The organism is Aeromonas sp. QDB39, assembly GCF_027707585.1.
Taxonomy (GTDB): Bacteria; Pseudomonadota; Gammaproteobacteria; order Enterobacterales; family Aeromonadaceae; genus Aeromonas; species Aeromonas hydrophila.
In genome coordinates this window covers 72,682-96,408 of sequence record NZ_JAPCIV010000017.1, presented here as the reverse complement: position 1 = coordinate 96,408, position 23,727 = coordinate 72,682, and the positions used below count along the sequence as shown (strand labels likewise).

General features: G+C 60.2%; 21 protein-coding genes and 1 tRNA gene. 6 read left to right on the top strand and 16 right to left on the bottom strand.

Going from position 1 to position 23,727, the window contains the following annotated elements:
• The first annotated feature begins 193 nt into the window (after nt 1–193).
• The 5 genes from purH to PG899_RS11960 all read left to right on the top strand — a co-directional run bounded on the left by purH (nt 194) and on the right by PG899_RS11960 (nt 7,210).
• Complete coding sequence (gene purH, locus PG899_RS11980) at nt 194–1,786, top strand: bifunctional phosphoribosylaminoimidazolecarboxamide formyltransferase/IMP cyclohydrolase (protein WP_077097489.1); 1,593 nt, start codon at nt 194–196, stop codon at nt 1,784–1,786.
• A 110-nt stretch (nt 1,787–1,896) separates the two neighbouring features.
• Nucleotides 1,897–3,186, top strand: coding sequence for a phosphoribosylamine--glycine ligase (gene purD, locus PG899_RS11975; protein WP_077097491.1), 1,290 nt, complete (start codon nt 1,897–1,899; stop codon nt 3,184–3,186).
• Nucleotides 3,187–3,449: 263 nt separating this feature from the next.
• A complete protein-coding gene (locus tag PG899_RS11970) occupies nt 3,450–3,824 on the top strand; it encodes a cytochrome b562 (RefSeq protein WP_011704785.1) in 375 nt (124 codons plus the stop codon).
• Nucleotides 3,805–4,359 (top strand): cytochrome b/b6 domain-containing protein, encoded by a 555-nt coding sequence (locus PG899_RS11965; RefSeq protein ID WP_029302376.1) that lies wholly within the window; start codon nt 3,805–3,807, stop codon nt 4,357–4,359. The genes PG899_RS11970 and PG899_RS11965 overlap by 20 nt, the downstream gene beginning before the upstream one ends.
• 274 nt (nt 4,360–4,633) lie before the next feature.
• Nucleotides 4,634–7,210: an alpha amylase C-terminal domain-containing protein gene (locus PG899_RS11960; RefSeq protein ID WP_077097493.1), complete on the top strand. Its 2,577-nt coding sequence runs from the start codon at nt 4,634–4,636 to the stop codon at nt 7,208–7,210.
• 440 nt (nt 7,211–7,650) lie between these two features.
• Here PG899_RS11960 and PG899_RS11955 read toward each other — a convergent pair.
• The 5 genes from PG899_RS11955 to rpsU all read right to left on the bottom strand — a co-directional run bounded on the left by PG899_RS11955 (nt 7,651) and on the right by rpsU (nt 12,551).
• Nucleotides 7,651–7,727, bottom strand: a tRNA-Ile gene (locus PG899_RS11955).
• A 194-nt stretch (nt 7,728–7,921) separates the two neighbouring features.
• Nucleotides 7,922–9,817, bottom strand: a complete 1,896-nt coding sequence (rpoD, locus tag PG899_RS11950; protein ID WP_263642045.1) for an RNA polymerase sigma factor RpoD — start codon at nt 9,815–9,817, stop codon at nt 7,922–7,924.
• A 183-nt stretch (nt 9,818–10,000) separates the two neighbouring features.
• Nucleotides 10,001–11,788: a DNA primase gene (gene dnaG, locus PG899_RS11945; RefSeq protein ID WP_077096096.1), complete on the bottom strand. Its 1,788-nt coding sequence runs from the start codon at nt 11,786–11,788 to the stop codon at nt 10,001–10,003.
• Between the two features lie 88 nt (nt 11,789–11,876).
• Complete coding sequence (locus PG899_RS11940; RefSeq protein WP_016349543.1) at nt 11,877–12,320, bottom strand: GatB/YqeY domain-containing protein; 444 nt, start codon at nt 12,318–12,320, stop codon at nt 11,877–11,879.
• A gap of 15 nt (nt 12,321–12,335) precedes the next feature.
• The gene (rpsU, locus tag PG899_RS11935) at nt 12,336–12,551 is read right to left on the bottom strand and encodes a 30S ribosomal protein S21 (protein WP_005309452.1); all 216 of its coding nucleotides are present in this window, start codon (nt 12,549–12,551) and stop codon (nt 12,336–12,338) included.
• 179 nt (nt 12,552–12,730) lie between these two features.
• On the opposite strand from rpsU, the gene tsaD reads away from it, so the two are divergent.
• Entirely contained in the window at nt 12,731–13,744 is a 1,014-nt protein-coding gene (gene tsaD / locus PG899_RS11930; RefSeq protein WP_024946180.1) for a tRNA (adenosine(37)-N6)-threonylcarbamoyltransferase complex transferase subunit TsaD, read from the top strand.
• Nucleotides 13,745–13,826: 82 nt separating this feature from the next.
• Here tsaD and rpoS read toward each other — a convergent pair whose 3' ends face one another.
• From rpoS to pyrG, 11 genes are all read right to left on the bottom strand, one after another.
• Nucleotides 13,827–14,810: an RNA polymerase sigma factor RpoS gene (gene rpoS / locus PG899_RS11925; protein WP_011704778.1), complete on the bottom strand. Its 984-nt coding sequence runs from the start codon at nt 14,808–14,810 to the stop codon at nt 13,827–13,829.
• Nucleotides 14,811–14,857: 47 nt separating this feature from the next.
• Complete coding sequence (locus PG899_RS11920) at nt 14,858–15,898, bottom strand: peptidoglycan DD-metalloendopeptidase family protein (RefSeq protein ID WP_081398591.1); 1,041 nt, start codon at nt 15,896–15,898, stop codon at nt 14,858–14,860.
• A 10-nt stretch (nt 15,899–15,908) separates the two neighbouring features.
• Nucleotides 15,909–16,490 (bottom strand): YqaA family protein, encoded by a 582-nt coding sequence (locus PG899_RS11915; protein ID WP_179101395.1) that lies wholly within the window; start codon nt 16,488–16,490, stop codon nt 15,909–15,911.
• Nucleotides 16,487–17,104, bottom strand: coding sequence for a protein-L-isoaspartate(D-aspartate) O-methyltransferase (locus PG899_RS11910; RefSeq protein ID WP_011704775.1), 618 nt, complete (start codon nt 17,102–17,104; stop codon nt 16,487–16,489). Before PG899_RS11910 ends, PG899_RS11915 begins: the two co-directional genes overlap by 4 nt.
• A gap of 4 nt (nt 17,105–17,108) precedes the next feature.
• Entirely contained in the window at nt 17,109–17,855 is a 747-nt protein-coding gene (surE, locus tag PG899_RS11905; protein WP_029305164.1) for a 5'/3'-nucleotidase SurE, read from the bottom strand.
• Nucleotides 17,836–18,894, bottom strand: a complete 1,059-nt coding sequence (truD, locus tag PG899_RS11900) for a tRNA pseudouridine(13) synthase TruD (protein ID WP_077096098.1) — start codon at nt 18,892–18,894, stop codon at nt 17,836–17,838. The genes surE and truD overlap by 20 nt, the downstream gene beginning before the upstream one ends.
• Nucleotides 18,894–19,370 (bottom strand): 2-C-methyl-D-erythritol 2,4-cyclodiphosphate synthase, encoded by a 477-nt coding sequence (ispF, locus tag PG899_RS11895; protein WP_016349536.1) that lies wholly within the window; start codon nt 19,368–19,370, stop codon nt 18,894–18,896. The genes truD and ispF overlap by 1 nt, the downstream gene beginning before the upstream one ends.
• Entirely contained in the window at nt 19,367–20,098 is a 732-nt protein-coding gene (gene ispD / locus PG899_RS11890; RefSeq protein ID WP_024946177.1) for a 2-C-methyl-D-erythritol 4-phosphate cytidylyltransferase, read from the bottom strand. Before ispD ends, ispF begins: the two co-directional genes overlap by 4 nt.
• Entirely contained in the window at nt 20,091–20,408 is a 318-nt protein-coding gene (gene ftsB / locus PG899_RS11885) for a cell division protein FtsB (protein ID WP_011704770.1), read from the bottom strand. Before ftsB ends, ispD begins: the two co-directional genes overlap by 8 nt.
• 178 nt (nt 20,409–20,586) lie before the next feature.
• The gene (gene eno, locus PG899_RS11880) at nt 20,587–21,888 is read right to left on the bottom strand and encodes a phosphopyruvate hydratase (protein WP_017410642.1); all 1,302 of its coding nucleotides are present in this window, start codon (nt 21,886–21,888) and stop codon (nt 20,587–20,589) included.
• An 89-nt stretch (nt 21,889–21,977) separates the two neighbouring features.
• Nucleotides 21,978–23,615, bottom strand: a complete 1,638-nt coding sequence (gene pyrG / locus PG899_RS11875; protein ID WP_017410643.1) for a glutamine hydrolyzing CTP synthase — start codon at nt 23,613–23,615, stop codon at nt 21,978–21,980.
• Nucleotides 23,616–23,727: the final 112 nt, after the last annotated feature.

Sequence of the window (23,727 nt, the reverse complement as noted above, 5' to 3'; positions counted from 1 at the left end):
TTTTTGTGTAGAATACGCGCCCACAAGAGAGCGTCGCGTCAAGCGGGCATTTCCTAAAACGCTTTTGCCTGTCGGCAGGTTTTTCAGGCGAGAGCGGTTTGCGAAATCCCCCACTTCCATTTATTTGGGGACTCTCTGTGTTGAGCCTCGCCTCCCATGGAACGGTCCCCGTTATGCTGAGGACGATAGTGTGATGGAACAAGCTCGACCCATTCGCCGTGCACTGCTGAGTGTGTCTGACAAGACTGGCATCCTGGAATTTGCCAAGGCACTCAACGAACGTGGCGTGGCCCTGCTCTCCACCGGCGGTACCGCCAAGCTGCTGGCCGACGCCGGTCTGCCGGTGACTGAGGTCTCCGATTACACGGGATTCCCTGAAATGATGGATGGCCGGGTCAAGACCCTGCATCCCAAGGTCCACGGCGGCATTCTCGGCCGACGCGAGCAAGACGACGCCATCATGGCCCAGCACGCTATCTCCCCCATCGACATGGTCGTGGTCAACCTCTATCCCTTCGCCGCGACCGTCGCCAAGCCCAGTTGTACCCTGGCCGATGCGGTCGAGAACATCGACATCGGCGGCCCGACCATGGTTCGCTCCGCCGCCAAGAACCACAAAGATGTGGCCATCGTGGTCAAGGCTGCCGACTATGACCGCGTCATCCGCGAGATGGATGGCAACGGCAACAGCCTGAAACTGGCCACCCGTTTCGATCTGGCCATTGCCGCCTTCGAACACACCGCTGCCTACGACGGCATGATCGCCAACTACTTCGGCACCATGGTTCCCTCTTACGGTGACAACAAGGAGGGTGACGAGGAGTCTCGCTTCCCGCGCACCTTCAACAGCCAGTTCATCAAGAAGCAGGACATGCGCTACGGCGAGAACAGCCACCAGGCCGCCGCCTTCTATGCCGAAGAGCAGGCCGCACCGGGCTCGGTGGCCAGTGCCACCCAGCTGCAGGGCAAGGCCCTCTCCTACAACAACATCGCCGACACCGACGCGGCGCTGGAGTGCGTCAAAGAGTTCGACCAGCCGGCCTGCGTCATCGTCAAGCACGCCAATCCGTGCGGCGTGGCCATCGGCAGCGATCTGCTGAGCGCCTACGAGCGCGCCTGGCAGACCGACCCCACCTCCGCGTTTGGCGGCATCATCGCCTTCAACCGTGAACTGGATGGCGCCACCGCCAAGGCCATCGTCGAGCGCCAGTTCGTCGAGGTGATCATCGCCCCCACCGTCAGCCAGGCTGCCCGCGACGCGGTCGCCGCCAAGCAGAACGTGCGGCTGCTCGAGTGCGGTCAGTGGACCGCGCCGGCGCAAGGCTTTGACTTCAAGCGCGTCAACGGCGGGCTGCTGGTGCAGGAGCGCGACCTTGGCATGGTGACGCTCGGGGATTTGAAGGTGGTCAGCAAGCGTCAGCCCACCGATGCCGAACTGAACGACCTGCTGTTCTGCTGGAAGGTGGCCAAGTTCGTCAAATCCAACGCCATCGTCTATGCCAAAGACGGCCAGACCATCGGCGTCGGCGCCGGCCAGATGAGCCGCGTCTACTCCGCCAAGATCGCCGGTATCAAGGCCGAGGATGAAGGGCTGACCGTGGCGGGCTCCGTCATGGCTTCCGACGCCTTCTTCCCGTTCCGCGACGGCATCGACGCGGCAGCGGCAGCCGGCATCTCCTGCGTCATCCAGCCCGGTGGCTCGATGCGCGACCAGGAGGTGATCGACGCCGCCGACGAACACGGCATGTGCATGCTGTTCACCAACATGCGCCACTTCCGTCACTGATGGATCAGGGCCGCCGCCGGCGGCCCTTTTGTTGTCTCTTTTCACCTGGCTATTTTCACCGGCGCAGGCCCCAGGCCCGCCCGTGACCCCGAATAGAAGCGAGCGATACGATGAAAGTACTGATCATTGGCAACGGCGGCCGTGAACACGCCCTGGCCTGGAAGGCCAAGCAATCCCCTCTGGTGACCCGGGTCTTCGTCGCCCCCGGCAATGCCGGCACCGCCCATGAAGGGAGCCTCGAGAACGTGGCCATCTCGGCCACCGACATCCCGGCCCTGCTGGCGTTTGCCAAGGAGCAGCGCATCGGTCTGACCATCGTCGGGCCGGAAGCGCCGCTGGTGAAAGGGGTGGTCGATGCGTTCCGCGCCGAGGGGCTGGCCATCTTCGGCCCGACCGCCGCCGCCGCCCAGCTGGAAGGTTCCAAGGCGTTTGCCAAGGATTTTCTGGCCCGCCACGCCATCCCGACTGCCGAGTACCAGAACTTCACCGAGGTGGAGCCGGCGCTGGCCTACCTGCGCGAGAAGGGCGCCCCCATCGTCATCAAGGCTGACGGCCTGGCCGCCGGCAAGGGGGTGATCGTTGCCATGACCCTGAGCGAGGCGGAAGAGGCGGTCCGCGACATGCTCTCCGGCAACGCCTTTGGCGACGCCGGGGCCCGGGTGGTGATCGAGGAGTTTCTGGACGGGGAAGAGGCGAGCTTCATCGTCATGGTGGACGGCGAGCATGTGCTGCCGATGGCCACCAGCCAGGATCACAAACGGGTCGGTGATGGTGATACCGGCCTCAACACCGGCGGCATGGGCGCCTACTCCCCCGCCCCCGTGGTCACGGCCGACGTCCACCGCAAGGTGATGGAGCAGGTGATCATGCCGACCGTGCGCGGCATGGCGGCCGAAGGCAACGTCTACACCGGTTTCCTCTACGCCGGTCTGATGATCGACGGCCAGGGCAATCCCAAGGTGATCGAGTTCAACTGCCGCTTCGGCGATCCCGAAACCCAGCCCATCATGCTGCGCATGCGCTCCGATCTGGTGGAGCTCTGCCTGGCGGCCTGTGCCGGCAAGCTGGATCAGGTCGAAGCCATCTATGACCCCCGCGTCGCCATCGGCGTGGTGCTGGCGGCGGGCGGCTACCCCGGCGACTACCAGCAGGGCAAGCCCATCAGTGGCCTGCCGGTGGAAGAGGCGAGCGGCGAGAAGGTATTCCACGCCGGCTCGCAACTGGAAGGCGATACCGTGGTGACCGCCGGTGGCCGCGTGCTGTGCGCCACGGCCCTCGGTCACAGCGTGGCCGAGGCGCAAAACCGGGCCTATCAGCTGGCGGGTCGCATCAAGTGGGACGGCGTCTTCTACCGCCACGACATCGGCTGGCGCGCCATCGAGCGTGAACAGCAGCAGTAATCAACAGGGCCCGCAAGGGCCCTCTCTTTATCCGGCGTATCTCGCGGTCACGCAGCCCGGCAGATGGCCCGAATGGCCTGGTTAGCTTGACTCAGCAACTTCCTTACATCTCCCCCTTCCCTGTTACCCTTTGTGACAAAAAACAGCAATATTCACAAACAGTTCACGCACTGTCATGGCATCATGCCTGTAATGAATCCAAACAAGGGTTCATAAGAAGCCACTTAGAATCGATAAGCATGTCGTTTAAATAAGGAAATCCCATGTTGAAAACTGTTCGCCCCCTGTTGCTGCCACTGATGTTTGGCCTGATGACCCTGCCCGCCATGGCCGGTGAGCTGGAACAGCCGATGAAGAAGATCGGCTTCAACTACAAGCAGGCGGTCAAGGCTGACGATGCCGCCACCATGGAAAAATACATCAACGAGATGAAGGCGCAGTTCGACATCGCCAAGCAGAAGAACATGCCGGCCGCCAAGAAAGAGAAGTTCCTGGAAGGCATGAACGAAGTGCAGACCGAACTGGATGCCAGCCTGGCAGCCCTCAAGGCGGGTGACGAAGCCAAGGCGCGCGAGCACCTGGCCAAGGTCAACGACCTGAAGAAGGAGTACCACAAATATGCCAAGCAAAAAGGCTGATCCCTTCCACTGGGATAGTCTGGTCCGCCTCACCCACTGGGGTGTGGCGGCCATCTGTATCGGCAACCTCTGGCTCAACGAGGCGGGCGAGGAGTGGCACGAGCGGCTGGGTTACCTGGCCATCGCCCTGATCAGCCTGCGCCTGGCGTGGGGGCTCTCGTTTGCCAAGGGCCATGCCCGGTTGCGAGCCCTCATCCCAAGCCGGGCAGATTTTCGCCAGCAAGCGGTGGAGCTGCGCGAGCGCACGCCACCGGCCCCCGGTCACCACGGCAGCGGCAAGCTGGCGGTCTGGACGCTCTGGCTGCTGATCCTGGCCACCGCCGGCACCGGCTGGTTCCAGAATACCGAGATGGGGTTCGAGCTGGGGGCGGACGACTGGCACGTCTGGTGTACCTGGGCCCTGCAGGGCATGATAGCGCTGCACCTGCTGGCCATCCTGTTCACCTCCTGGCGCCAGCGCAGCAATCTGGTGAAGCGCATGTTGCCAAGGCGCCGTGACAAAGCCCGGGCCTTGCCGCAGGAATCCGACGCCTGAATACTCATGGGGCCCTGCTGGGCCCCTGTTCATTGCTCTGCCACTCCCCAGATCCCACACTACCCACCTGTCCCCGGCTCTTGCCCTCTCTTTCGCCACTTGCATCGCTAGGAGCCATGAAAGCATTTTCATTCACATTTCTTAATTAATTCAGGCTGTTCGATTTTCAACCACTTCAATTTCATGAATGCTACTGAGCTGAACGAGGTTGTTCGTTGTCCGTTCGACTACACGACAGTGATATGTCAATAACAAGATCGAAGGGAAAATCGTCATGCACAGCACACTGCTTCGAACCGCCCTGCTGACGGCGGCACTCGGCTCTTTCAGCCACACTGCCACCGCCGAAGGGGTCATGGTTCACCTGTTCCAATGGAAGTTCAACGACATCGCCAACGAGTGCGAAACCGTGCTCGGACCCAAGGGGTTCGGGGGCGTCCAGATCACCCCACCGGCCGAGCACAAGCAAGGCAGCCAGGTCTGGTGGACCGTCTATCAACCCGTCAGCTTCAAGAATTTCAACAGTTTCGGCGGTAGCGAGGCGGAACTCAGAAGCATGATCGCCCGCTGCAACGCAGCCGGGGTCAAGGTCTATGCCGACGCCGTCTTCAACCAGCTGGCATCGGGCTCAGGCACCGCCACCGGTGGCGGCAGCTACAACGCGGGGCAGTACCAGTATCCCCAGTTCGGCTACAACGACTTCCACCACAGCGGCGACATCACCAACTACGGTGACAGCAACAACGTCTGGAACGGCGCCCTCTACGGCATGCCGGACCTCAATACCGGCTCTCCCTACGTGCAGGATCAGATCGCCACCTACATGAAGACCCTGCTCGGCTGGGGCGTGGCGGGCTTTCGTATCGATGCGGCCAAGCACATGGCCCCGACCGATGTGAAGGCCATCCTCGACAAGGCGGGCAGCCCCAGGGCCTACCTGGAGGTGATCGGCGCAGGCGGGGAGTCTCCCGACATCCAGCCCGGGCGCTACACCTACATCGATACCGTCACCGATTTCAAATACGGCACCGATCTCGCCGCCAACTTCAACGGCCAGATCAAGAACCTCAAGACGCTGGGCGAGAGCTGGGGCCTGCTCCCCTCCAACAAGGCCTTCGTCTTCGTGGTCAACCACGACCGCGAACGCGGCCACGGCGGGGGTGGCATGCTCACCTTCATGAGCGGTGCTCGCTACGATCTGGCCAACACCTTCATGATGGCCTGGCCCTATGGCTGGAAGCAGGTGATGTCGGGCTATCGCTTCGAAAACATGAGCACCTATGAAACCGACAAGGGGGCACCGGGCAGCACACCTTGCTCGGACAGCCAGTGGAACTGCGAACAGCGCCGGCCGACCATCATGAACATGGCCCTGTTCCACAACCGGACCGAAGGCCAGCCGGTCAACAACTGGTGGGACAACGGCAACAACCAGATCGCCTTCGGCCGCGGTGACAAGGGCTTCGTCGCCATCAACAACGAGAGCGGCAGCCTGGTGGCCTCGCTGCAGACCGGTCTGCCGGCTGGCGAGTACTGCAACCTCTTGGGCGGCAATGACTACTGCAGCGGCGGCTATGTCACCGTCGACGGCAGTGGCAAGGCCAGCCTGAACGTGCCCGGCATGAAGGCGGCCGCCATCATCGCCGGTTGTACCAAGGCCAGCCCCTGCGGTGGTTCCGCCCTGCCGGGCACCAAGTTCAGCAGCATGAACCTGCGCGGTACCCACAACGCCTGGGGCAATACCCCCATGACCGTCGATGCCAACCGTGTCTGGTCAGCCACCCTCACCCTGACCGGCAACGGTGACGCCACCGGCGCCCAGCGCTTCAAGTTCGACGTCTTCGGCAACTGGTCCGAGAACTACGGCGACAACGAAGGGGATGGCATCGCCGACAAGGGCAGCAGCAAGGACATTCTGGTCAGCGGGGCGGGCAGCTACCGCATCACCCTGAACGAAAGCGATCTGCATTACACGGTCACCCCCCTCACCAGCAACCAGGCGCCGGTCGCCGCCCTCTCTCCCAAGACCCTCAGCGTCAAGGCGGGTGAGAGCGTGGTGTTCGATGCCTCCGCCTCCCGCGACGACGGGGGCGTGGTGAGCTACAGCTGGTCCAGCGGCGGCACCGCCGCCACCGAGACAGTCCGGTTCGATACCTCGGGTACCCATACCGTGACGGTCACCGTGACCGATGCAGAAGGGTTGACCGCCAGTGCCAGCGCTACCGTGACCGTCACCGACGACAACGGCACCTACGCCAGCGTGCTGCCCATCCTGAATTTCCGCGGCACTCCCAATGCCTGGGGATCCCTTGCCATGACGCTGGTCGCCGACAATCAGTGGGAGGCTCTCGTCACCTTCGATGGTCAGGCAAACCAGCGCTTCAAGTTCGACGTCAAGGGGGACTGGAGCAAGAACTATGGCGACACCAACAAGGATGGGGTGGCCGAACTGGCCGGCAGTGACATCCTGACCTCGGTCACCGGCCAGTATCGGGTACGCTTCAACGATCAGACCCTGCAATACAGCCTGACCCCGGTCAGCGTCGGCTACGCGAAGAACTTCGCCAGCCTCAACATTCGCGGCACCACCAACAACTGGGGCTCCACCCCCATGTCTCTGGTAGGCGATCACCTCTGGCAGGCCAGAGTCACCTTCACCGGTAGCGGCGATGGCAACGGCGCTCAGCGCTTCAAGTTCGACGTCAAGGGCGACTGGACCCAGAACTACGGCGACACCAACAGGGACGGTGTCGCCGAGCTGGCCGGCGCCGACATCACCACGGCCGTGGTCGGTGTCTATGTGGTGCGCTTCAACGACCAGACCCTGGCCTACAGCCTGAACGCCCAGTAAGGCTCAATACGCTCGGTCACCAGACCCAGAGTACTGTCCCAGGCCTCCCACCATCGGCGGGAGGCCTTTTTTATGGCGCCATGCCACTGCTTCCAGCCTTTCGGTAGGCTGATGCTCTGGCGCCATGTCCTGGCTCATTTCAAACCATGCCCCCCCTCAACGCCGAAAAAAGGCGCGAGCAGCCCACCGCACACAAGCCGGTCTGCATGATCACATGACCAGCCTGCCCGGCAGGCTCGGGCGAGAGGATCAGGCTATCCCTTCCTCGTTAAGAGGGCCGCCACAGCGAGGCTCTGCGATGCCTCACGGTGCGAAACCTTGCCCAGTTCTGGCTGTTCGTACTGCGTTATAGGCCGCACTATGGAGCTCATCTCTAAGGGCCGGCGCCGGTGAACGGCAGAAACGACAAAGCCGCTCAAGAGAGCGGCTTTGTCTGAAAATGGTGGCCCCTGGGGGACTTGAACCCACGACCAATCGATTATGAGTCGACTGCTCTGACCAACTGAGCTAAGGGGCCATTGATACTGGTTTGCGGCGTGGATTATAGGGGATGGCGGATACCCCGTCCATAGGCATATCAATCACTTGGCGAGATTTCATCCATATTCAAGCGGTTCCGTGACTCATCTTCACGCCGCCGTCACCACGGATAAAACAAAGCCCCGCATGGCGGGGCTTTTTGGCAGCGGTCACGGGTAGACCCGCCCGGGATTACTCGTCCAGGAAGCTGCGCAGTACTTCGGAGCGGCTCGGGTGGCGCAGCTTGCGCAGCGCCTTGGCTTCGATCTGACGAATACGCTCACGGGTAACGTCGAACTGCTTGCCCACTTCCTCGAGGGTGTGGTCAGTGTTCATGTCGATACCGAAGCGCATGCGCAGTACCTTGGCCTCACGGGCGGTCAGGCCGGCCAGCACTTCGCGGGTGGCGTTGCGCAGGCTCTCGCTGGTGGCCGCATCCGCTGGCAGAGCCAGGGTGGTATCTTCGATGAAGTCGCCCAAGTGGGAATCTTCATCATCACCGATGGGCGTCTCCATGGAGATGGGCTCTTTGGCGATCTTCAATACCTTGCGGATCTTGTCTTCCGGCATGCCCATGCGCATGGCCAGCTCTTCCGGGTTCGGTTCACGACCCATCTCCTGCAGCATCTGACGGGAGATACGGTTGAGCTTGTTGATGGTCTCAATCATGTGTACCGGGATACGGATGGTACGGGCCTGATCCGCGATGGAGCGGGTAATGGCCTGACGGATCCACCAGGTCGCATAGGTCGAGAACTTGTAGCCACGACGGTATTCAAACTTGTCTACCGCCTTCATCAGACCGATGTTGCCCTCCTGGATCAGATCCAGGAACTGCAGGCCACGGTTGGTGTACTTCTTGGCGATGGAGATAACCAGACGCAAGTTGGCCTCGACCATCTCTTTCTTGGCGCGGCGGGCCTTGGCCTCACCGATGCTCATGCGACGGTTGATGTCCTTGATCTGGGCGATGGACAGACCGGTCTCTTCCTCGATCTGCTGAAGCTTGCCGATGGCGCGCAGCACATCTTCGTCCATCTCGACCAGACGCGGTGACCAGGCCTTGCCGGCCTGCTTCTGGTATTCAAACCAGGCAGTTTCGCACTCGTTGTTGGTGAAGGCCGCGACGAAGGTCTTCTTCGGCATCTTGGCCTGCTCAACGCAGAGTTTCATGATGATGCGTTCCTGCACGCGGACTCGCTCCATCATCTCGCGCATGTTGTTGACCAGGCGATCGAACTGCTTGGGCATCAGGCGGAATTGACGGAATACATCGGCCAGCTGGGCAATCGCAGCCTGAGTATCTTCGTGCGCACGACCATTCTGCTGAATGGAGAGACGAGTTACTTCGTACTGGGCGCGCAGATCACCGAACTTCTCGCGAGCGACTTCCGGATCCGGACCACCGTCGCCATCATCATCGGAGTCATCGCCATCACCGTCTTCGTCTTCATCTTCGTCTTCATCTTCGTCAGCCAGATCTTCTTCGCTGAGCTCGGAGCCGATATGAGTAGCGGTCGGGGCGACGTCATCGGTCTCGTTGGGATCGATGAAGCCGGAAATGATGTCGGACAGACGCAGCTGTTCCGCTTCGTATTTGTCGTATTGCTCAAGCAGATAGGTAATCGCTTCCGGGTACTCGGCGACGGAGCTTTGTACCTGGTTGATACCGTCTTCGATGCGCTTGGCGATGTCGATTTCGCCTTCGCGAGTCAACAGTTCGACGGTACCCATTTCCCGCATGTACATGCGGACGGGATCGGTCGTACGACCAATCTCGGATTCAACAGATGCCAGTGCCTGGGCCGCTGCTTCGGCAGCGTCCTCATCGGCGGTACCACCTTCAGCCATGATAAGGTCATCGGCATCCGGGGCGTTTTCCACCACTTGGATGCCCATGTCGTTGATCATCTGGATGATGTCTTCGATCTGGTCAGAGTCGACAATGTCTTGCGGGAGGTGATCGTTCACCTCGGCATAGGTCAGGTAGCCCTGTTCTTTACCTTTGGCAACGAGGAGTTTAAGCTGAGACTGCGGGGTTTGCTCCATAGAACTCATCCGGTTGGTGTTGCTAGGTTGCGCGTACAGTGCGCTGCTGCGCAAATAGCCAATTCTAATAGAAAACCGCCAGACATGCTATGTCTGGTTGCGGCGTCGGTCATGAGAAACCCCTGCCCGCAGTATTGTCGGGGCCAGGCGGTTATAAAATGTTTGCTTTTAATCCCGTCGATTCGGGCAACGGTATTCATATTGGGGTTAATCACTCAAATATCAAGCCCCACTCTCATTTCTTTTCTCAATTTGCACCTCTCTGATCAGCATCATCAGCTCCTGAGTTTCCTCAGAGCTTAGCCCTTCCTGCGCCACCTTGGCCTGCAATTCCTCGATACGCTGCTTCAGGAACAGGTTGATGAAACCGACGAAAGTATCCTGCAATTCTCCCAGAATATCCGGCTCCTGGTCGAGTTTTACCTCTTCAAACAGATCGTGCATTGCCAGTTGCGCCAGGATCTCTCCCTCTTTGGTGCCACGCCAGTGCTCCAGCAGGATGCCCGTCGTGACCCCGGGCTGAGTCAGGATCTGTTGATGCAACTGCAGCAAGAACCTGATGCCCTGCAGGCGCAGTCCAGCCAGTTCAGGCATGGCCGGCAACTCGGCCGTGATCGCCGGATACTGCACCATCAGTGCCAGCGCCCGGCGCAGCGGCGTCAACTTGGCTGCCTTGGGTTTGTTGAGCTCGGCCTTCGGCTGACTGTTGCGGGCAAACAGTTCGGCGATCCGCTGCTTGTTCTCGCCCCAGCGCATCATGCTGGAAAGGCGGGTGATCAATCCCTCGCGCGTGAACCCTTCCGGGACTCGCCGGATCAGCTCGGCGGCCTTGTTGGCCACTTCGAACTTGCCAGCCTCACCGGAAAGTGCCGCATCGCGTCCGAGGCGCTCAAACATGAAATCGGCGAAGGGCTGGGCCTGGTCAAGCAGAGCTTCGAATCCCTCCTTGCCGATCTGGCGCACCAGCGAGTCGGGATCCTCACCATCCGGCAAAAACACGAACTTGAGTTCACGCCCATCCTGCAGATGGGAGAGTGCGTTGTCCAGCGCCCGCCAAGCCGCTTCCCGACCAGCGTTGTCGCCGTCGTAGCAGCAAACGACCTCGGCCGTGGTGCGAAACAGGGTATGGATATGGTCGCTGGTGGTCGCGGTACCCAGCGCCGCCACCGCATAATCGATGTCGTACTGGCCGAGCGCCACCACATCCATATAGCCTTCCACCACCAGGATCCGGCGCGGATCCTTGTGTGCCTGCTTGACCTCGTAAAGGCCGAACAACTCCCGTCCCTTGTGGAAGATGGGTGTTTCCGGCGAGTTCAGATACTTTGGCGTCCCCTCCCCCAGTACCCGGCCACCGAAACCGATGACCCGGCCACGCTTGTCACGGATCGGAAACATGATGCGATCGCGAAAGCGATCATAGCTGCCGGGACCGCTGTCACGAGTGATCAGCATGCCGCCCGAGATGAGCAACTGCTCGTGCTCCCGGCTGGCGCCAAAGCGCCGACGCACCTGATCCCAATCGGCAGAGGCATACCCGATGTTGAAGCGCTTGACCACTTCACCGGTCAGACCGCGCCCCTTCAGGTATTCCACCGCCTGCGGCGCGCTCTTGAGATTGCTCTCGTAGAAGCGGGCGATCTGGTTCATCAGCTCGAACAGATCCTTGCTGACCGCAGGTTGACTGCTGCTCATCCCACCTGCAGTCTGCTCACGGGGAACCTGCATGCCATGCAGGCTGGCAAGCTCTTCAATGGCATCGGGAAATTCGAGCCCGTCATACTCCATGACAAAGCCGATGGCATTGCCGTGAGCGCCGCAACCGAAGCAGTGATAGAACTGCTTCTCCTGACTGACAGTAAAAGAGGGGCTTTTTTCGTTATGAAAAGGGCAGCAAGCCTGGTAGTTCTTACCGGCTTTCTTCAGCCGCACCCGCGAGTCGATCAACTCGACGATATCGGTGCGTACGAGCAGATCATCGATGAAGGATTGTGGGATCCTGCCTGCCATAACCGTCCTGTTTCATTGCATAGAAAATAAAAAAGCCGCGCATTCCCAGGGAAGCACGGCTTCTTTGACCAAACAAGAGAGTTGTCTGTTACGCCAAGCGGGTTTTCACCTGAGCACTGACGGCGCCGACATCGGCACGCCCCTGAATTTTCGGCTTCAAGACAGCCATGACTTTGCCCATGTCAGCCATGACGGCAGCACCACTTTCAGCGATGGCTTGCTCAATCAGTGCGGCAATTTCGGCTGCGGTCAGCTGTTGCGGCAGGAACTCCTGCAACACAACGATCTCTGCGGACTCTTTGTCGGCAAGATCCTGGCGACCGGCAGCTTCGAATTGACTGATGGAATCACGACGCTGTTTGACCATTTTGGTCACCACAGCGAGGATATCCTGATCATTGAGCTCGACACGGGTATCAACTTCACGTTGCTTGATTTCAGCCATCAACAAACGGATCGCTCCCAAGCGAGCCTTGTCTTTGGCAAGCATGGCGAGTTTTTGTTGATCCTTGAGTTGATCCTTCAGCGACACGGCATGAACCCTTGATTAGTACAGGCGGATACGACGTGCGTTTTCGCGGGACAGCTTCTTGGCGTGACGCTTAACGGCAGACGCTTTGGCACGCTTGCGAATGGTAGTCGGCTTCTCGTAGAACTCACGGCTACGAACTTCGGACAGGATACCGGCTTTTTCGCAAGAACGCTTGAAGCGACGCAGAGCAACGTCAAACGGCTCATTTTCACGGACTTTGATTACTGGCATGTGCCTTTCACCTCAGTGATAAATTGTTAGCTGACCTTCAATCGATCAGCATGTCTTAAAATGGTGCGAAATTATACTCTGGACAGGGAATGAAAGTAAACCCGCAGAGATCGCTCTGGTTTAAAAAACCCGCGAAGGTTACCATAGCCGTCTCATTTTAGCAGTGAAATTTTTTAGCAATGCGTGTATTGGGCATAGAGACATCCTGTGACGAAACCGGGATCGCGATCTTCGACGATCAAAAAGGGATCCTTTCCCACCAGTTGTATAGCCAGGTCAAGCTGCATGCGGACTACGGCGGCGTCGTTCCCGAGCTGGCCAGCCGGGATCACGTCCGCAAGACGATCCCCTTGATCCAGGCCGCGTTGCGAGAGGCGGGACTGGGCAAGGACGACATCGACGGCATCGCCTACACCGCAGGTCCAGGCCTGGTTGGCGCCATTCTGGTGGGGGCTACCATAGGCCGCTCGCTGGCGATGGCCTGGAACAAACCGGCCATTGCCGTGCACCACATGGAAGGCCACCTGCTGGCGCCCATGCTGGAAGAACGAGCCCCCGAGTTTCCCTTCGTGGCGCTTCTGGTTTCCGGCGGTCACTCCATGCTGGTACGGGTCGATGGCATCGGCAGCTATCAGCTGCTGGGCGAGTCGATCGATGATGCTGCAGGCGAAGCCTTCGACAAGACGGCCAAGCTGATGGGACTGGATTACCCAGGCGGTCCGCTGCTCTCTCGGCTGGCGGAGAAGGGGACCACCGGGCGCTTCACCTTCCCGCGTCCCATGACCGACCGCCCCGGGCTCGACATGAGCTTCTCCGGCCTCAAGACCTTCGCCGCCAACACCATCGCCGCCAACGGTGATGATGAACAGACCCGCGCCGATATCGCCCGAGCGTTTGAAGACGCGGTAGTCGACACCCTGGCCATCAAGTGTCGCCGCGCCTTGAAGGAGACCGGCCTCAATCGCCTGGTGGTGGCCGGCGGCGTCAGCGCCAACCGTCATCTGCGCGCCCAGCTGGCCGAGCTGATGGAGAGCCTCAAGGGGGAAGTGTTCTACCCGCGCACCGAATATTGCACCGACAATGGCGCCATGATCGCCTATGCCGGCATGCAGCGCCTGAAAGCCGGGGTGTTCGAGCCACTGGCAGTCAAGGCCGTGCCACGCTGGCCGCTGGATACCCTGGATCCGGTTTGATCCAGCGGATCCAGTCAGCATGAAAAAGGGGCCTTCGGCCCCTTTTTGTTTTGCTTGGTAAGGATCTTCGCTCTCACAGCCATTAGTTGGTACGGAACAGCGCCTCGATGGAGAGTCCCTGCCCCAGCAGGATCTCCCGCAAGCGGCGCAGCCCTTCTACCTGGATCTGGCGAACCCGCTCGCGGGTCAGTCCAATCTCGGCGCCCACGTCTTCCAGAGTCGCCGGCTCATAGCCGAGCAGACCGAAGCGACGGGCCAGCACCTCGCGCTGCTTGGGGTTCAGCTCCTCCAGCCAGTGCACTATGCTGGCGCGCATGTCGTCATCCTGGGACTCCAGCTCAGGGCCCATGCCGCGCTCGTCGGAGAGCACATCCAGCAGCGCCTTGTCGCGATCGCCACCGATAGGGGTATCGACCGAGGTGATCTTCTCGTTGAGCTTGAGCATGCGATTCACATCATCTACCGAGCGATCCAGCGCGAAAGCGATATCTTCCGCCGTCGGTTCATGATCGAGCCGATGGGAGAGTTCGCGGGCGGTGCGCAGATAGACGTTCAGTTCTTTGACCACATGAATGGGCAGACGAATGGTACGGGTCTGATTCATGATGGCCCGCTCTATGGTCTGACGGATCCACCAGGTGGCATAGGTAGAGAAGCGGAAGCCACGCTCGGGATCGAATTTCTCGACTGCGCGGATGAGACCGAGGTTGCCCTCTTCGATAAGATCGAGCAGCACCAGGCCGCGATTGTTGTAGCGACGGGCGATCTTGACCACCAGTCGCAAATTGGACTCGATCATGCGCTTGCGGGCGGCTTTGTCACCTCGCAAGGCACGACGGGCGTAATAGACTTCTTCTTCGGCGGTGAGCAGCGGGGAGAAGCCAATCTCCCCGAGATAGAGCTGGGTGGCGTCCATCACCTTGTTCAGTTCAGGTGCCATCAGTTCATCGGAAATCGTCTCTTCGGCCTCGGCCGCGACTTCCTGAACTTCTTCCTCTTCGTGGGTCTCCAGCTCTTCGTCGAACTCTAACTCTGCATCCTGCATAACCAGTTGTTCTTGGCTCATGGCGTGTCTCCCTGACCGGCACCAGAGTAAGACTTAACTCTCTGGGTCTAACGCTTTGGCAAATGGCTCATCGGGTTAATCGACTTGCCTCTGTACCGGATTTCAAAGTGCAATCGCACATCCGGCGCGTCCGTGCTACCCATGTTGGCAATGACTGATCCGCCTTTGACGCTGTCCCCTTCCTTCACTCGCAACTCGTCGTTGTGGGCGTAAGCAGAAAGGTAGTCATCATCATGTTTGAGAATGATCAGCTTGCCATAACCCCTCAACGCGCTACCGGCATAGACGACCTTGCCGCCGCTCGCCGCGTAGATGGGTTGCCCCTTCTGACCAGCGATATCTATGCCCTTGTTACCCTGTTCTGCAACAGAGAAACCTTCGACGATCCGACCCTTGGTAGGCCAGTGCCAAGATAGCTTGCTGTAGGAATTGTCTGATTTTTGTTCTTTTACCTGAGCGTATTCTTTTGAAGATGGCTGAGCAATCGTTTTCTGTTTGATAAATGGAGTGGTCGTACCTGAGGGCGCTGGCGCCAGGGGTTTGGGGCCGGAGCTCTGGGTCACCACCGGGCGGGTCGCCGCCACCATCTGGCCACTGCCGCTGCTGGCGGACTGCACATTCAGCACCTGCCCGACCTGCAGGGCAAAGGGCGCCTGCAGATTGTTGCTTTGTGCCAGAGTCTGATTCGACATGCCAAACTGGCGGCCAATGCTGCTCAGCGTGTCCCCAGGACGGACCTGATAGGTGCCTGCACTGCGCGCAACGGCCATGGTGCTGCCGGAGGCATCGAGCCGGATCTGTTGACCCGGATAGATGTTGTAGGGGGGGCTGATGCCGTTGAGACTGGCCAGCGAGGGCACGTCATTGCCCGAATTGAAGGCGATGGAGTAGAGGGTGTCCCCTTTTTTCACCGTGTAGCTGTTGCCCTGAATGGCGGGCTGGGCCGCTATCTGGCGAGCCGGAATGGTAGAGACGAGACCATCATTGCCCAATCCTTGTACCGGAGCAGCAGTCTTACTGGAAGAGCAAGCGAGCAGCAGCCATGACAACACGACGACACTGCTTCCTTGCCAAACACGCGAACGCATAGTGGATCCTTTAACGACTAAACCAGAAATAGGCCACAACGGCCAAACCAATACAGAGCCAACCCAGCACATCCACATAGTGCATCAGCTTGCGCTCCATCTTCTCGCCACCCCAGCGCATCAGACCTGCCACCAGGAAAAAGCGCATGCCACGCCCGATCAGCGAGGTCACGATGAAGGGCAGCAGTGCCATTTGCAACAGGCCGGCCGTCACGGTAAACACCTTGTAGGGGAGCGGCGTGAAACTGGCAATAAAAATCACCCAGATGCCCCACTGCTCGAACCATTGCCGGGCCAGGGCAATCTTGTCTTCATAGCCCACCGAGACCACCAGCGGCTGGACCACCGGCTCCCACAGGGCATAACCGAGCAGATAGCCGAACAGCGCGCCCAGCACCGAGAACAGGGTCGCCAGTGCGGCGTAGTGCCAGGCCTTGTGCGGTCTGGCCAGCGCCATGGGGGCCAACATCACGTCCACCGGAATGGGCCAGAACACCGACTCGATGAAGGCGGTGATCGCCAGATACCAGGGGGCATACTTGTGGCGAGCCCACTGCATCACCAGCACATAGAGGCGGGAAAACAACTTCACTCGACATCTCCGTCAATCAGGGGGACGAAACGGACCGGCTCCAGGATCCGGCTGGTCAGCTGGGAGCCCGACCGCTCGATCAGCTGCAGGGTCTGCTGGCTGTCCCCCACCGGCAACACCAGCCGGCCACCGTCGGCCAGCTGGTCAGTGAGGGCCGTCGGCACCTCGCTGGCGGCAGCCGTCACCAGAATGGCGTCGAAGGGCCCCTTGTTGGGCCAGCCCAGCCAACCATTGCCGTGCTTGGCGGAAACATTGTGCAGATCGAGCTGACGCAGCCGGCGCCGGGCCTGGAACTGCAGAGACTTGATCCGCTCCACCGTGTAGACGTGCTCCACCAGATGAGCCAGCACCGCCGTCTGATAACCCGAGCCAGTGCCGATCTCCAGCACATGGGCCGGATCGTTCTGGATCAGCAGCTCGGTCATCCGCGCCACCATGTAGGGTTGCGAGATGGTCTGACCGTGGCCGATGGGCAACGCCGTATTGTCCCAGGCCTTGTGGGCCATGGCTTCATCCACGAACAGCTGGCGCGGCACCTTGGCAATCGCCGCGAGTACGCGGAAATCGCGAATGTCCTGCGCGATCAGCTGGTTTAACAGGCGCTGTACTATCACACCTTCATCCCTGCAGGTCCAACCAAGCCCCCAGCCCCGCCAGACTGCTGTAGGCAGTCATATCGATGGTCAGGGGGGTGATCGAGACGTAGCCCTGCTCGATGGCGGCAAAATCCGTACCTTCGCCCGCATCTTGCTGGCTGCCGGGCGGGCCAATCCAGTAGATGGGCTGGCCACGGGGATCCTCGCTGCATATGACCGACTCCGCCCGGTGGCGGTTGCCAAGGCGTGTCACCCTGATCCCCTTGATCTGGTCGAGGGGCAGGTCCGGCACATTGACGTTGAGGATCTGATCGGCGGGCAGCGGGTGCACCATCATGCCCCTCACCAGCTGGGCGGCGTAGTGGGCCGCCGTGGCGAAATGGGTCTTGCCTACCAGCGAGATGGCCAGCGAGGGGAAGCCGAGGTGGCGTCCCTCGGTTGCCGCCGCCACCGTGCCCGAGTAGATGACGTCATCCCCCAGATTGGCGCCGTGGTTGATGCCGGCTACCACCATGTCAGGCTCCGGGCGTACCAGCTCGTTGACCGCCAGGTGCACGCAGTCGGTCGGCGTTCCCTTCACCGCATGATATCCGGTTTCGGCGATGCGGGTGACCCGCAGCGGCACTTCCAGCGTCAGGGAATGACTCGCCCCGCTGCGATTGCGATCCGGCGCCACCACGATGACCTCGCCACAGGCAGCCAGCGCCTCGCTGAGGGCTCTTATGCCCTCCGCATGCACACCGTCATCATTACTGACCAGAATTCTCATCGGACTGATTCCTGAAACCATGATCGGCCTCTTCGGCCTGCATTAACTCGCGCACCACGCTGGTGGCAAACGCCCCGGCCGGCAGGAAGAACGACAGGGTCAACACGGCCCCCTCCAGCTGCCAGCTCATGGCTTGCGGCTTGAGCAGCAGCGGGCGGCGGTCCTGGTCCAGCCCGGCTTTTTCCAGGCCGTCACACCAATCGTGATAGGGGGCCAGCACGCTTTGCTCGAACTCGGCGGCGGCACCCTGGCTGGCCAACCGGCCACGGCCCCACTGGGGCGCGGTGAGCTGTACGTCGCCGGAGGCCAGACGCGCCGCCAGCTCAGGGGTCACGCCCTCTTCGCTGAAGATGGAGTGGCTGCCCTTGAGCATCACACAGTCGCCGGCCAGCAGCTGATGGGCCAGTCCCTGCTCGATGCGGGCACTGACGATGGCATTGAACAGCATGCTGCGAGCAGCGGAGAGATAGAGGGAGCGCTTGTTGCGATCCTTGATCCGCTTGCCGGCGAACATCGCCTTGGCCGCCTCCAGGTTGTTGCCGCCCCGGCCGAAACGCTGCTCGCCGTAATAGTTGGGCACCCCCTGCTCCGCGATGGCCTGCAGGCGGGATTCCAGACCGTCGGCCTGCTCCAGCCCGGTGAGGCGCAGGGTGAAGTGGTTGCCCTTGAGATAGCCGACCCGCAGCTTCTTGTTGTGGCGCTTCACCTGCAAGATCTGGATGCTGTCGCTCTCGATGACGGAGAGATCAGGTTCCGCCTTGCCCGGCAGATGAATGCCGAACCACTGTTCGGTCACCGCGTGGCGGTCTTTCAGCCCGGCCCAGGTCACCGCATTGCGGTTGACCCCGGCTGCATCGGCCAGCAGGCCAGCCACCCAGGCGGTATTTTCCCCGGTTTTACGCACCCTGACGAAGATGTGCTCCCCCTCGCCGCAGGGTTCAAACCCGAGATCTTCATTGACCACGAAATCGGCGGCTTGCGCCTTGAGAATGCCACGGGCGGTGGGCGCCCCGTGCAGATAGGCAAGTTGTTCCAGCATTATTGTTTCACCAGTAAGACGACGGCTTCGGTGGCGATCCCTTCCTTGCGCCCCGTGAATCCCAGCTGTTCGGTGGTGGTCGCCTTGACGTTCACCCGGTTCAAATCACATTGCAGATCGGCGGCCAGCACGGCGCACATGGCTTCGATATGCGGCGCCATCTTGGGTGCCTGGGCAATGATGGTCACATCCAGGTTGCCGATGGCATAGCCCGACTGCTGCACCCGTGCAAACACGTCTCGCAGCAGGATGCGGCTGTCGATCCCCTTGAACTCGGCCGCAGTATCGGGAAAGTGACGGCCGATATCGCCGGCCCCGATGGCGCCGAGCAGCGCATCGCTCACCGCGTGCAGCACCACGTCACCATCGGAGTGAGCCAGCAGGCCCTGCTCATACGGCACCGCCACCCCGCCCAGCATGCAGGGGCCAACCCCACCAAACTTGTGTACATCAAAACCATGTCCAATCCGGATCATGCCAGCTCCTCTGTGGGTGAATCGGGTTGCGCCGGCTGGCGCGCGTTCTGTTGCTGCAAATAGAGCCCCGCCAGAGAGAGATCCTCCGGCCGGGTCACCTTGATATTGTCGGCTCGTCCTTCCACCATCCGCACCGTGAAACCGGCACGCTCCATGGCGGAGGCCTCGTCGGTGATGGTGGCCCCCAGCGCCAGCCCCTCTTCCAGTGCCCGCAGCAGAGGACGGGTGGGAAACATCTGGGGGGTCAGGGCATGCCAGAGCTGCTCGCGATCGACGGTGGCGAGGATGTTGCCCGCTCCGTCGGAGCGCTTCATGGTGTCGCGCACCCGGCTGCCGAGGATGGCACCATCACAGGCCATGGCGGTGGCAATCAGGGCATCGAGATCGCCGTGGGTCAGACAGGGGCGGGCGGCGTCGTGCACCAGTACCCACTCCCCTGCGGCCACATGCAACGCATTGAGAACGGAAAAGGCCCGCTCGGCGCCCCCTTCCACTCGCAGGATCCTCGGATCGGCGGCCACGGCCAGGGTGTCGAACCAACGGTCATGGGGAGCCAGTGCCACGATCACCTGAGCGATGGCTGGATGGGAGAGCAGCCGGGTCAGGGTATGTTCCAGAATGGTTCGACCCGCCAACTGCAGATACTGTTTGGGGCACTCGGCCCCCATTCGGCTGCCGATGCCCGCGGCCGGGACGATGGCGGTCAGCCCGGGGCGGAGATCAGTCATCGTAGGCTGCGTCTCCGGAGCTGGAACCCTTGTCTTTGTCCTTGGGGATGATCCGATAGAAGGTCTCGCCCTGCTTGATGTAGCCAAGATCGTTGCGTGACAGCTCCTCAATGGCTTCCAGGCCCGAGGTCAGATCGTCGATCTCGCGATAAATCAGGTTGTTGCGATCCTTGAGTACCAGATTGTCCTGCTGCTGCCGGGTGATGGCATCGGACAGCTCATGATAGTCAGACAGGCCGTTCTTCCCCAGCCAGAGGTCATATTGAAGCCCCCCCAACAGGAGAAGCAGGATAAGAGTGAGTAGCCGCATGCACTGAGTCTCCTTCAAGCGGCCTAGTTTCCCATATTCGCAGGCAAGACAAAAGAAAGCCTGTGCCCCGGATGGGTTGGGCCGGAATAAAAAATGCAGAAACCCGCCGTGGCGGCGGCAGAAACAAAAAAGCCCCGCCGATTGGCGGGGCTTTGCACAGCGTGGAAGCAGGCGAAAATTAAGCCTGGTTCTTCACTTCTTTCAGACCACGGAACGGAGCCTTGGCACCCAGCGCTTCTTCGATACGGATCAGCTGGTTGTACTTGGCAACACGGTCAGAACGGCTCATGGAACCGGTCTTGATCTGGCCAGCAGCGGTACCAACGGCCAGGTCGGCGATGGTCGCGTCTTCGGTCTCACCGGAGCGGTGGGAGATGACGGCAGTGTAGCCAGCGTCTTTGGCCATCTTGATGGCAGCCAGGGTTTCGGTCAGGGAACCGATCTGGTTGAACTTGATCAGGATGGAGTTGGCGATGCCGTTGTCGATACCGCGCTTCAGGATCTTGGTGTTGGTTACGAACAGGTCGTCACCCACGATCTGGATTTTCTTGCCCAGTTCAGCAGTCTGGTAGGCAAAACCTTCCCAGTCAGATTCGTCCAGGCCATCTTCGATGGAAACGATCGGGAACTTGGTGGTCAGGTCAGCCAGGAAGTCGGAGAAACCGTTGGAGGTGAAGATGCGACCTTCGCCTTTCAGGTTGTACTCTTTCTTCTCTGCGTCGTAGAACTCGGAAGCAGCGCAGTCCATGGCCAGGGTGATGTCGGTGCCCAGTTTGTAACCGGCAGCGGCAACGGCTTCGGCGATCACTTCCAGCGCTTCGGCGTTGGATTTCAGGTTCGGAGCGAAACCACCTTCGTCACCAACGGCAGTGTTGTAGCCCTTGGACTTCAGCACCTTGGCCAGGTTGTGGAACACTTCAGCGCCCATGCGCACAGCTTCTTTCAGGGTCTTGGCGCCAACCGGCTGGATCATGAACTCCTGGATGTCGACGTTGTTGTCGGCGTGCTCACCACCGTTGATGATGTTCATCATCGGCAGCGGCATGGAGTAGACACCCGGGGTGCCGTTCAGCTCGGCGATGTGGGCGTACAGCGGCATGCCTTTGGCAGCAGCGGCAGCTTTGGCGTTAGCCAGGGAAACAGCCAGGATGGCGTTGGCGCCGAACTTGGATTTGTTCTCGGTACCGTCGAGGTCGATCATGATCTGGTCGACAGTGGCCTGATCCTTGGCATCTTTACCCAGCAGAGCTTGAGCGATCGGGCCGTTTACGGCTTCGAGGGCTTTCAGCACGCCTTTACCCAGGAAACGGCTCTTGTCGCCGTCACGCAGTTCCAGCGCTTCGCGGGAACCGGTGGACGCGCCAGACGGAGCGGCTGCCATACCAACAAAACCACCTTCCAGGTGAACTTCGGCCTCAACGGTCGGGTTACCACGGGAGTCGATGATTTCACGACCGATCACTTTAACGATCTTGGACATGTGTATTTCCTCAGGTTTCGTAAAAAAACAACAAAAATATGCCAAAAAAAGCGGCTGCGGCACAGGGCCCCAACCGCATTTATTTTCAATTACTTCAGATTACGCTTCTGATACTCGCCTGCCGCCTTCACAAAACCGGCGAACAGGGCGTGGCCATCACGGGGAGTCGAGGTGAACTCCGGGTGGAACTGCGCGGCCACGAACCAAGGGTGATCCGGGATCTCGATAATTTCCACCAACTTCTTGTCGGCAGAGAGACCGGTCACTTTCAGACCTGCTGCTTCAATCTGCGGCAGCAACTTGTTGTTCACTTCATAACGGTGACGGTGGCGCTCGTAAATGGTCGGGCTGCCGTACATCTGGCGCACCTTGGAACCTTCGACCAGGTGGCAGAGCTGGGAACCCAGACGCATGGTACCGCCCAGATCGGACTTCTCGGTACGGGTCTCGACGTTGCCTTCGTCATCCACCCACTCGGTGATAAGACCCACCACCGGATAGGCACAATCCTTCTTGAACTCGGAAGAGTGAGCCCCTTCCATGCCCGCCACGTTGCGGGCGAATTCGATCATGGCTACCTGCATGCCGAGGCAGATACCCAGGTAGGGGATCTTGTTCTCGCGAGCATATTGGGCCGCCTGAATTTTGCCTTCCACGCCGCGCTCACCGAAGCCACCCGGTACCAGGATCGCGTCCAGACCTTCCAGCAGCTCGGCGCCACGGGTCTCGATATCCTGGGAATCGATGTACTTGATGTTGACGGACAGACGGGTCTTCAGGCCACCGTGCTTGAGCGCCTCGTTGACGGACTTGTAGGCATCCGGCAGGGATACGTACTTGCCGACCATGCCGATGGTCACTTCTGCGGTCGGGTTGGCCTCTTCATAGATGACCTGTTCCCACTCGGCCAGATCGGCCTCCTTGCACTCCAGACCGAAACGCTCGGTGAAGTAGGAGTCCAGATTCTGGGACTTGAGCAGTGCCGGGATCTTGTAGATGGAGTCGACGTCTTTCATGGAGATGACGGCGCGTTCCGGCACGTTGCAGAACAGGGCGATCTTGGCGCGCTCAACGGCCGGAATGGCACGGTCGGAGCGGCAGATCAGCACGTCTGGCTGGATACCGATGGAGAGCAGCTCTTTGACGGAGTGCTGGGTCGGCTTGGTCTTCACTTCACCAGCAGCAGCCAGGTAAGGAACCAGCGTCAGGTGCATGAACATGGCATTGTTGCGGCCCACTTCGGCAGCCAGCTGACGAATGGCCTCGAGGAACGGCAGGGACTCGATGTCGCCCACGGTACCGCCCACTTCGACGATGGCAACCTGATGGCCTTCGGCACCGGCAATCACCCGCTCCTTGATGGCGTTGGTGATGTGCGGGATCACCTGAATGGTGGCGCCCAGATAGTCACCACGGCGCTCTTTGCGCAGCACGTCGGCATAGATGCGGCCGGTAGTGAAGTTGTTGCGACGGGTCATCTTGGTGCGGATGAAACGCTCGTAGTGGCCCAAGTCCAGATCGGTCTCGGCCCCGTCCTCGGTTACGAACACTTCACCGTGCTGGGTCGGGCTCATGGTGCCCGGATCCACGTTGATATAGGGGTCCAGTTTCATGATGGTCACATCCAGACCACGGGCTTCCAGAATGGCTGCCAGAGAAGCTGCGGCAATGCCTTTGCCGAGGGATGAAACAACGCCACCAGTTACAAAAATATATTTTGTCGTCATGCTGAACCTGAAAGAAGTTTAGGGAATTTTAAGGGGTGCTTCGGGGATGAAGCAGGACGGGGAAACAGTATACCAAAACCCCCTCTCCCAAACAATGAACAAAAATCTATCA

What these genes read in the sequence shown, in the direction of transcription:
- purH (WP_077097489.1), top strand. Translation starts at nt 194, where the DNA reads ATGGAACAAGCTCGACCCATTCGCCGTGCACTGCTGAGTGTGTCTGAC.
- purD (WP_077097491.1), top strand. Translation starts at nt 1,897, where the DNA reads ATGAAAGTACTGATCATTGGCAACGGCGGCCGTGAACACGCCCTGGCC.
- PG899_RS11970 (WP_011704785.1), top strand. Translation starts at nt 3,450, where the DNA reads ATGTTGAAAACTGTTCGCCCCCTGTTGCTGCCACTGATGTTTGGCCTG.
- PG899_RS11965 (WP_029302376.1), top strand. Translation starts at nt 3,805, where the DNA reads ATGCCAAGCAAAAAGGCTGATCCCTTCCACTGGGATAGTCTGGTCCGC.
- PG899_RS11960 (WP_077097493.1), top strand. Translation starts at nt 4,634, where the DNA reads ATGCACAGCACACTGCTTCGAACCGCCCTGCTGACGGCGGCACTCGGC.
- dnaG (WP_077096096.1), bottom strand. Translation starts at nt 11,788, where the DNA reads ATGGCAGGCAGGATCCCACAATCCTTCATCGATGATCTGCTCGTACGC.
- rpsU (WP_005309452.1), bottom strand. Translation starts at nt 12,551, where the DNA reads ATGCCAGTAATCAAAGTCCGTGAAAATGAGCCGTTTGACGTTGCTCTG.
- tsaD (WP_024946180.1), top strand. Translation starts at nt 12,731, where the DNA reads ATGCGTGTATTGGGCATAGAGACATCCTGTGACGAAACCGGGATCGCG.
- rpoS (WP_011704778.1), bottom strand. Translation starts at nt 14,810, where the DNA reads ATGAGCCAAGAACAACTGGTTATGCAGGATGCAGAGTTAGAGTTCGAC.
- PG899_RS11920 (WP_081398591.1), bottom strand. Translation starts at nt 15,898, where the DNA reads ATGCGTTCGCGTGTTTGGCAAGGAAGCAGTGTCGTCGTGTTGTCATGG.
- surE (WP_029305164.1), bottom strand. Translation starts at nt 17,855, where the DNA reads ATGAGAATTCTGGTCAGTAATGATGACGGTGTGCATGCGGAGGGCATA.
- truD (WP_077096098.1), bottom strand. Translation starts at nt 18,894, where the DNA reads ATGCTGGAACAACTTGCCTATCTGCACGGGGCGCCCACCGCCCGTGGC.
- ispF (WP_016349536.1), bottom strand. Translation starts at nt 19,370, where the DNA reads ATGATCCGGATTGGACATGGTTTTGATGTACACAAGTTTGGTGGGGTT.
- ispD (WP_024946177.1), bottom strand. Translation starts at nt 20,098, where the DNA reads ATGACTGATCTCCGCCCCGGGCTGACCGCCATCGTCCCGGCCGCGGGC.
- ftsB (WP_011704770.1), bottom strand. Translation starts at nt 20,408, where the DNA reads ATGCGGCTACTCACTCTTATCCTGCTTCTCCTGTTGGGGGGGCTTCAA.
- eno (WP_017410642.1), bottom strand. Translation starts at nt 21,888, where the DNA reads ATGTCCAAGATCGTTAAAGTGATCGGTCGTGAAATCATCGACTCCCGT.
- pyrG (WP_017410643.1), bottom strand. Translation starts at nt 23,615, where the DNA reads ATGACGACAAAATATATTTTTGTAACTGGTGGCGTTGTTTCATCCCTC.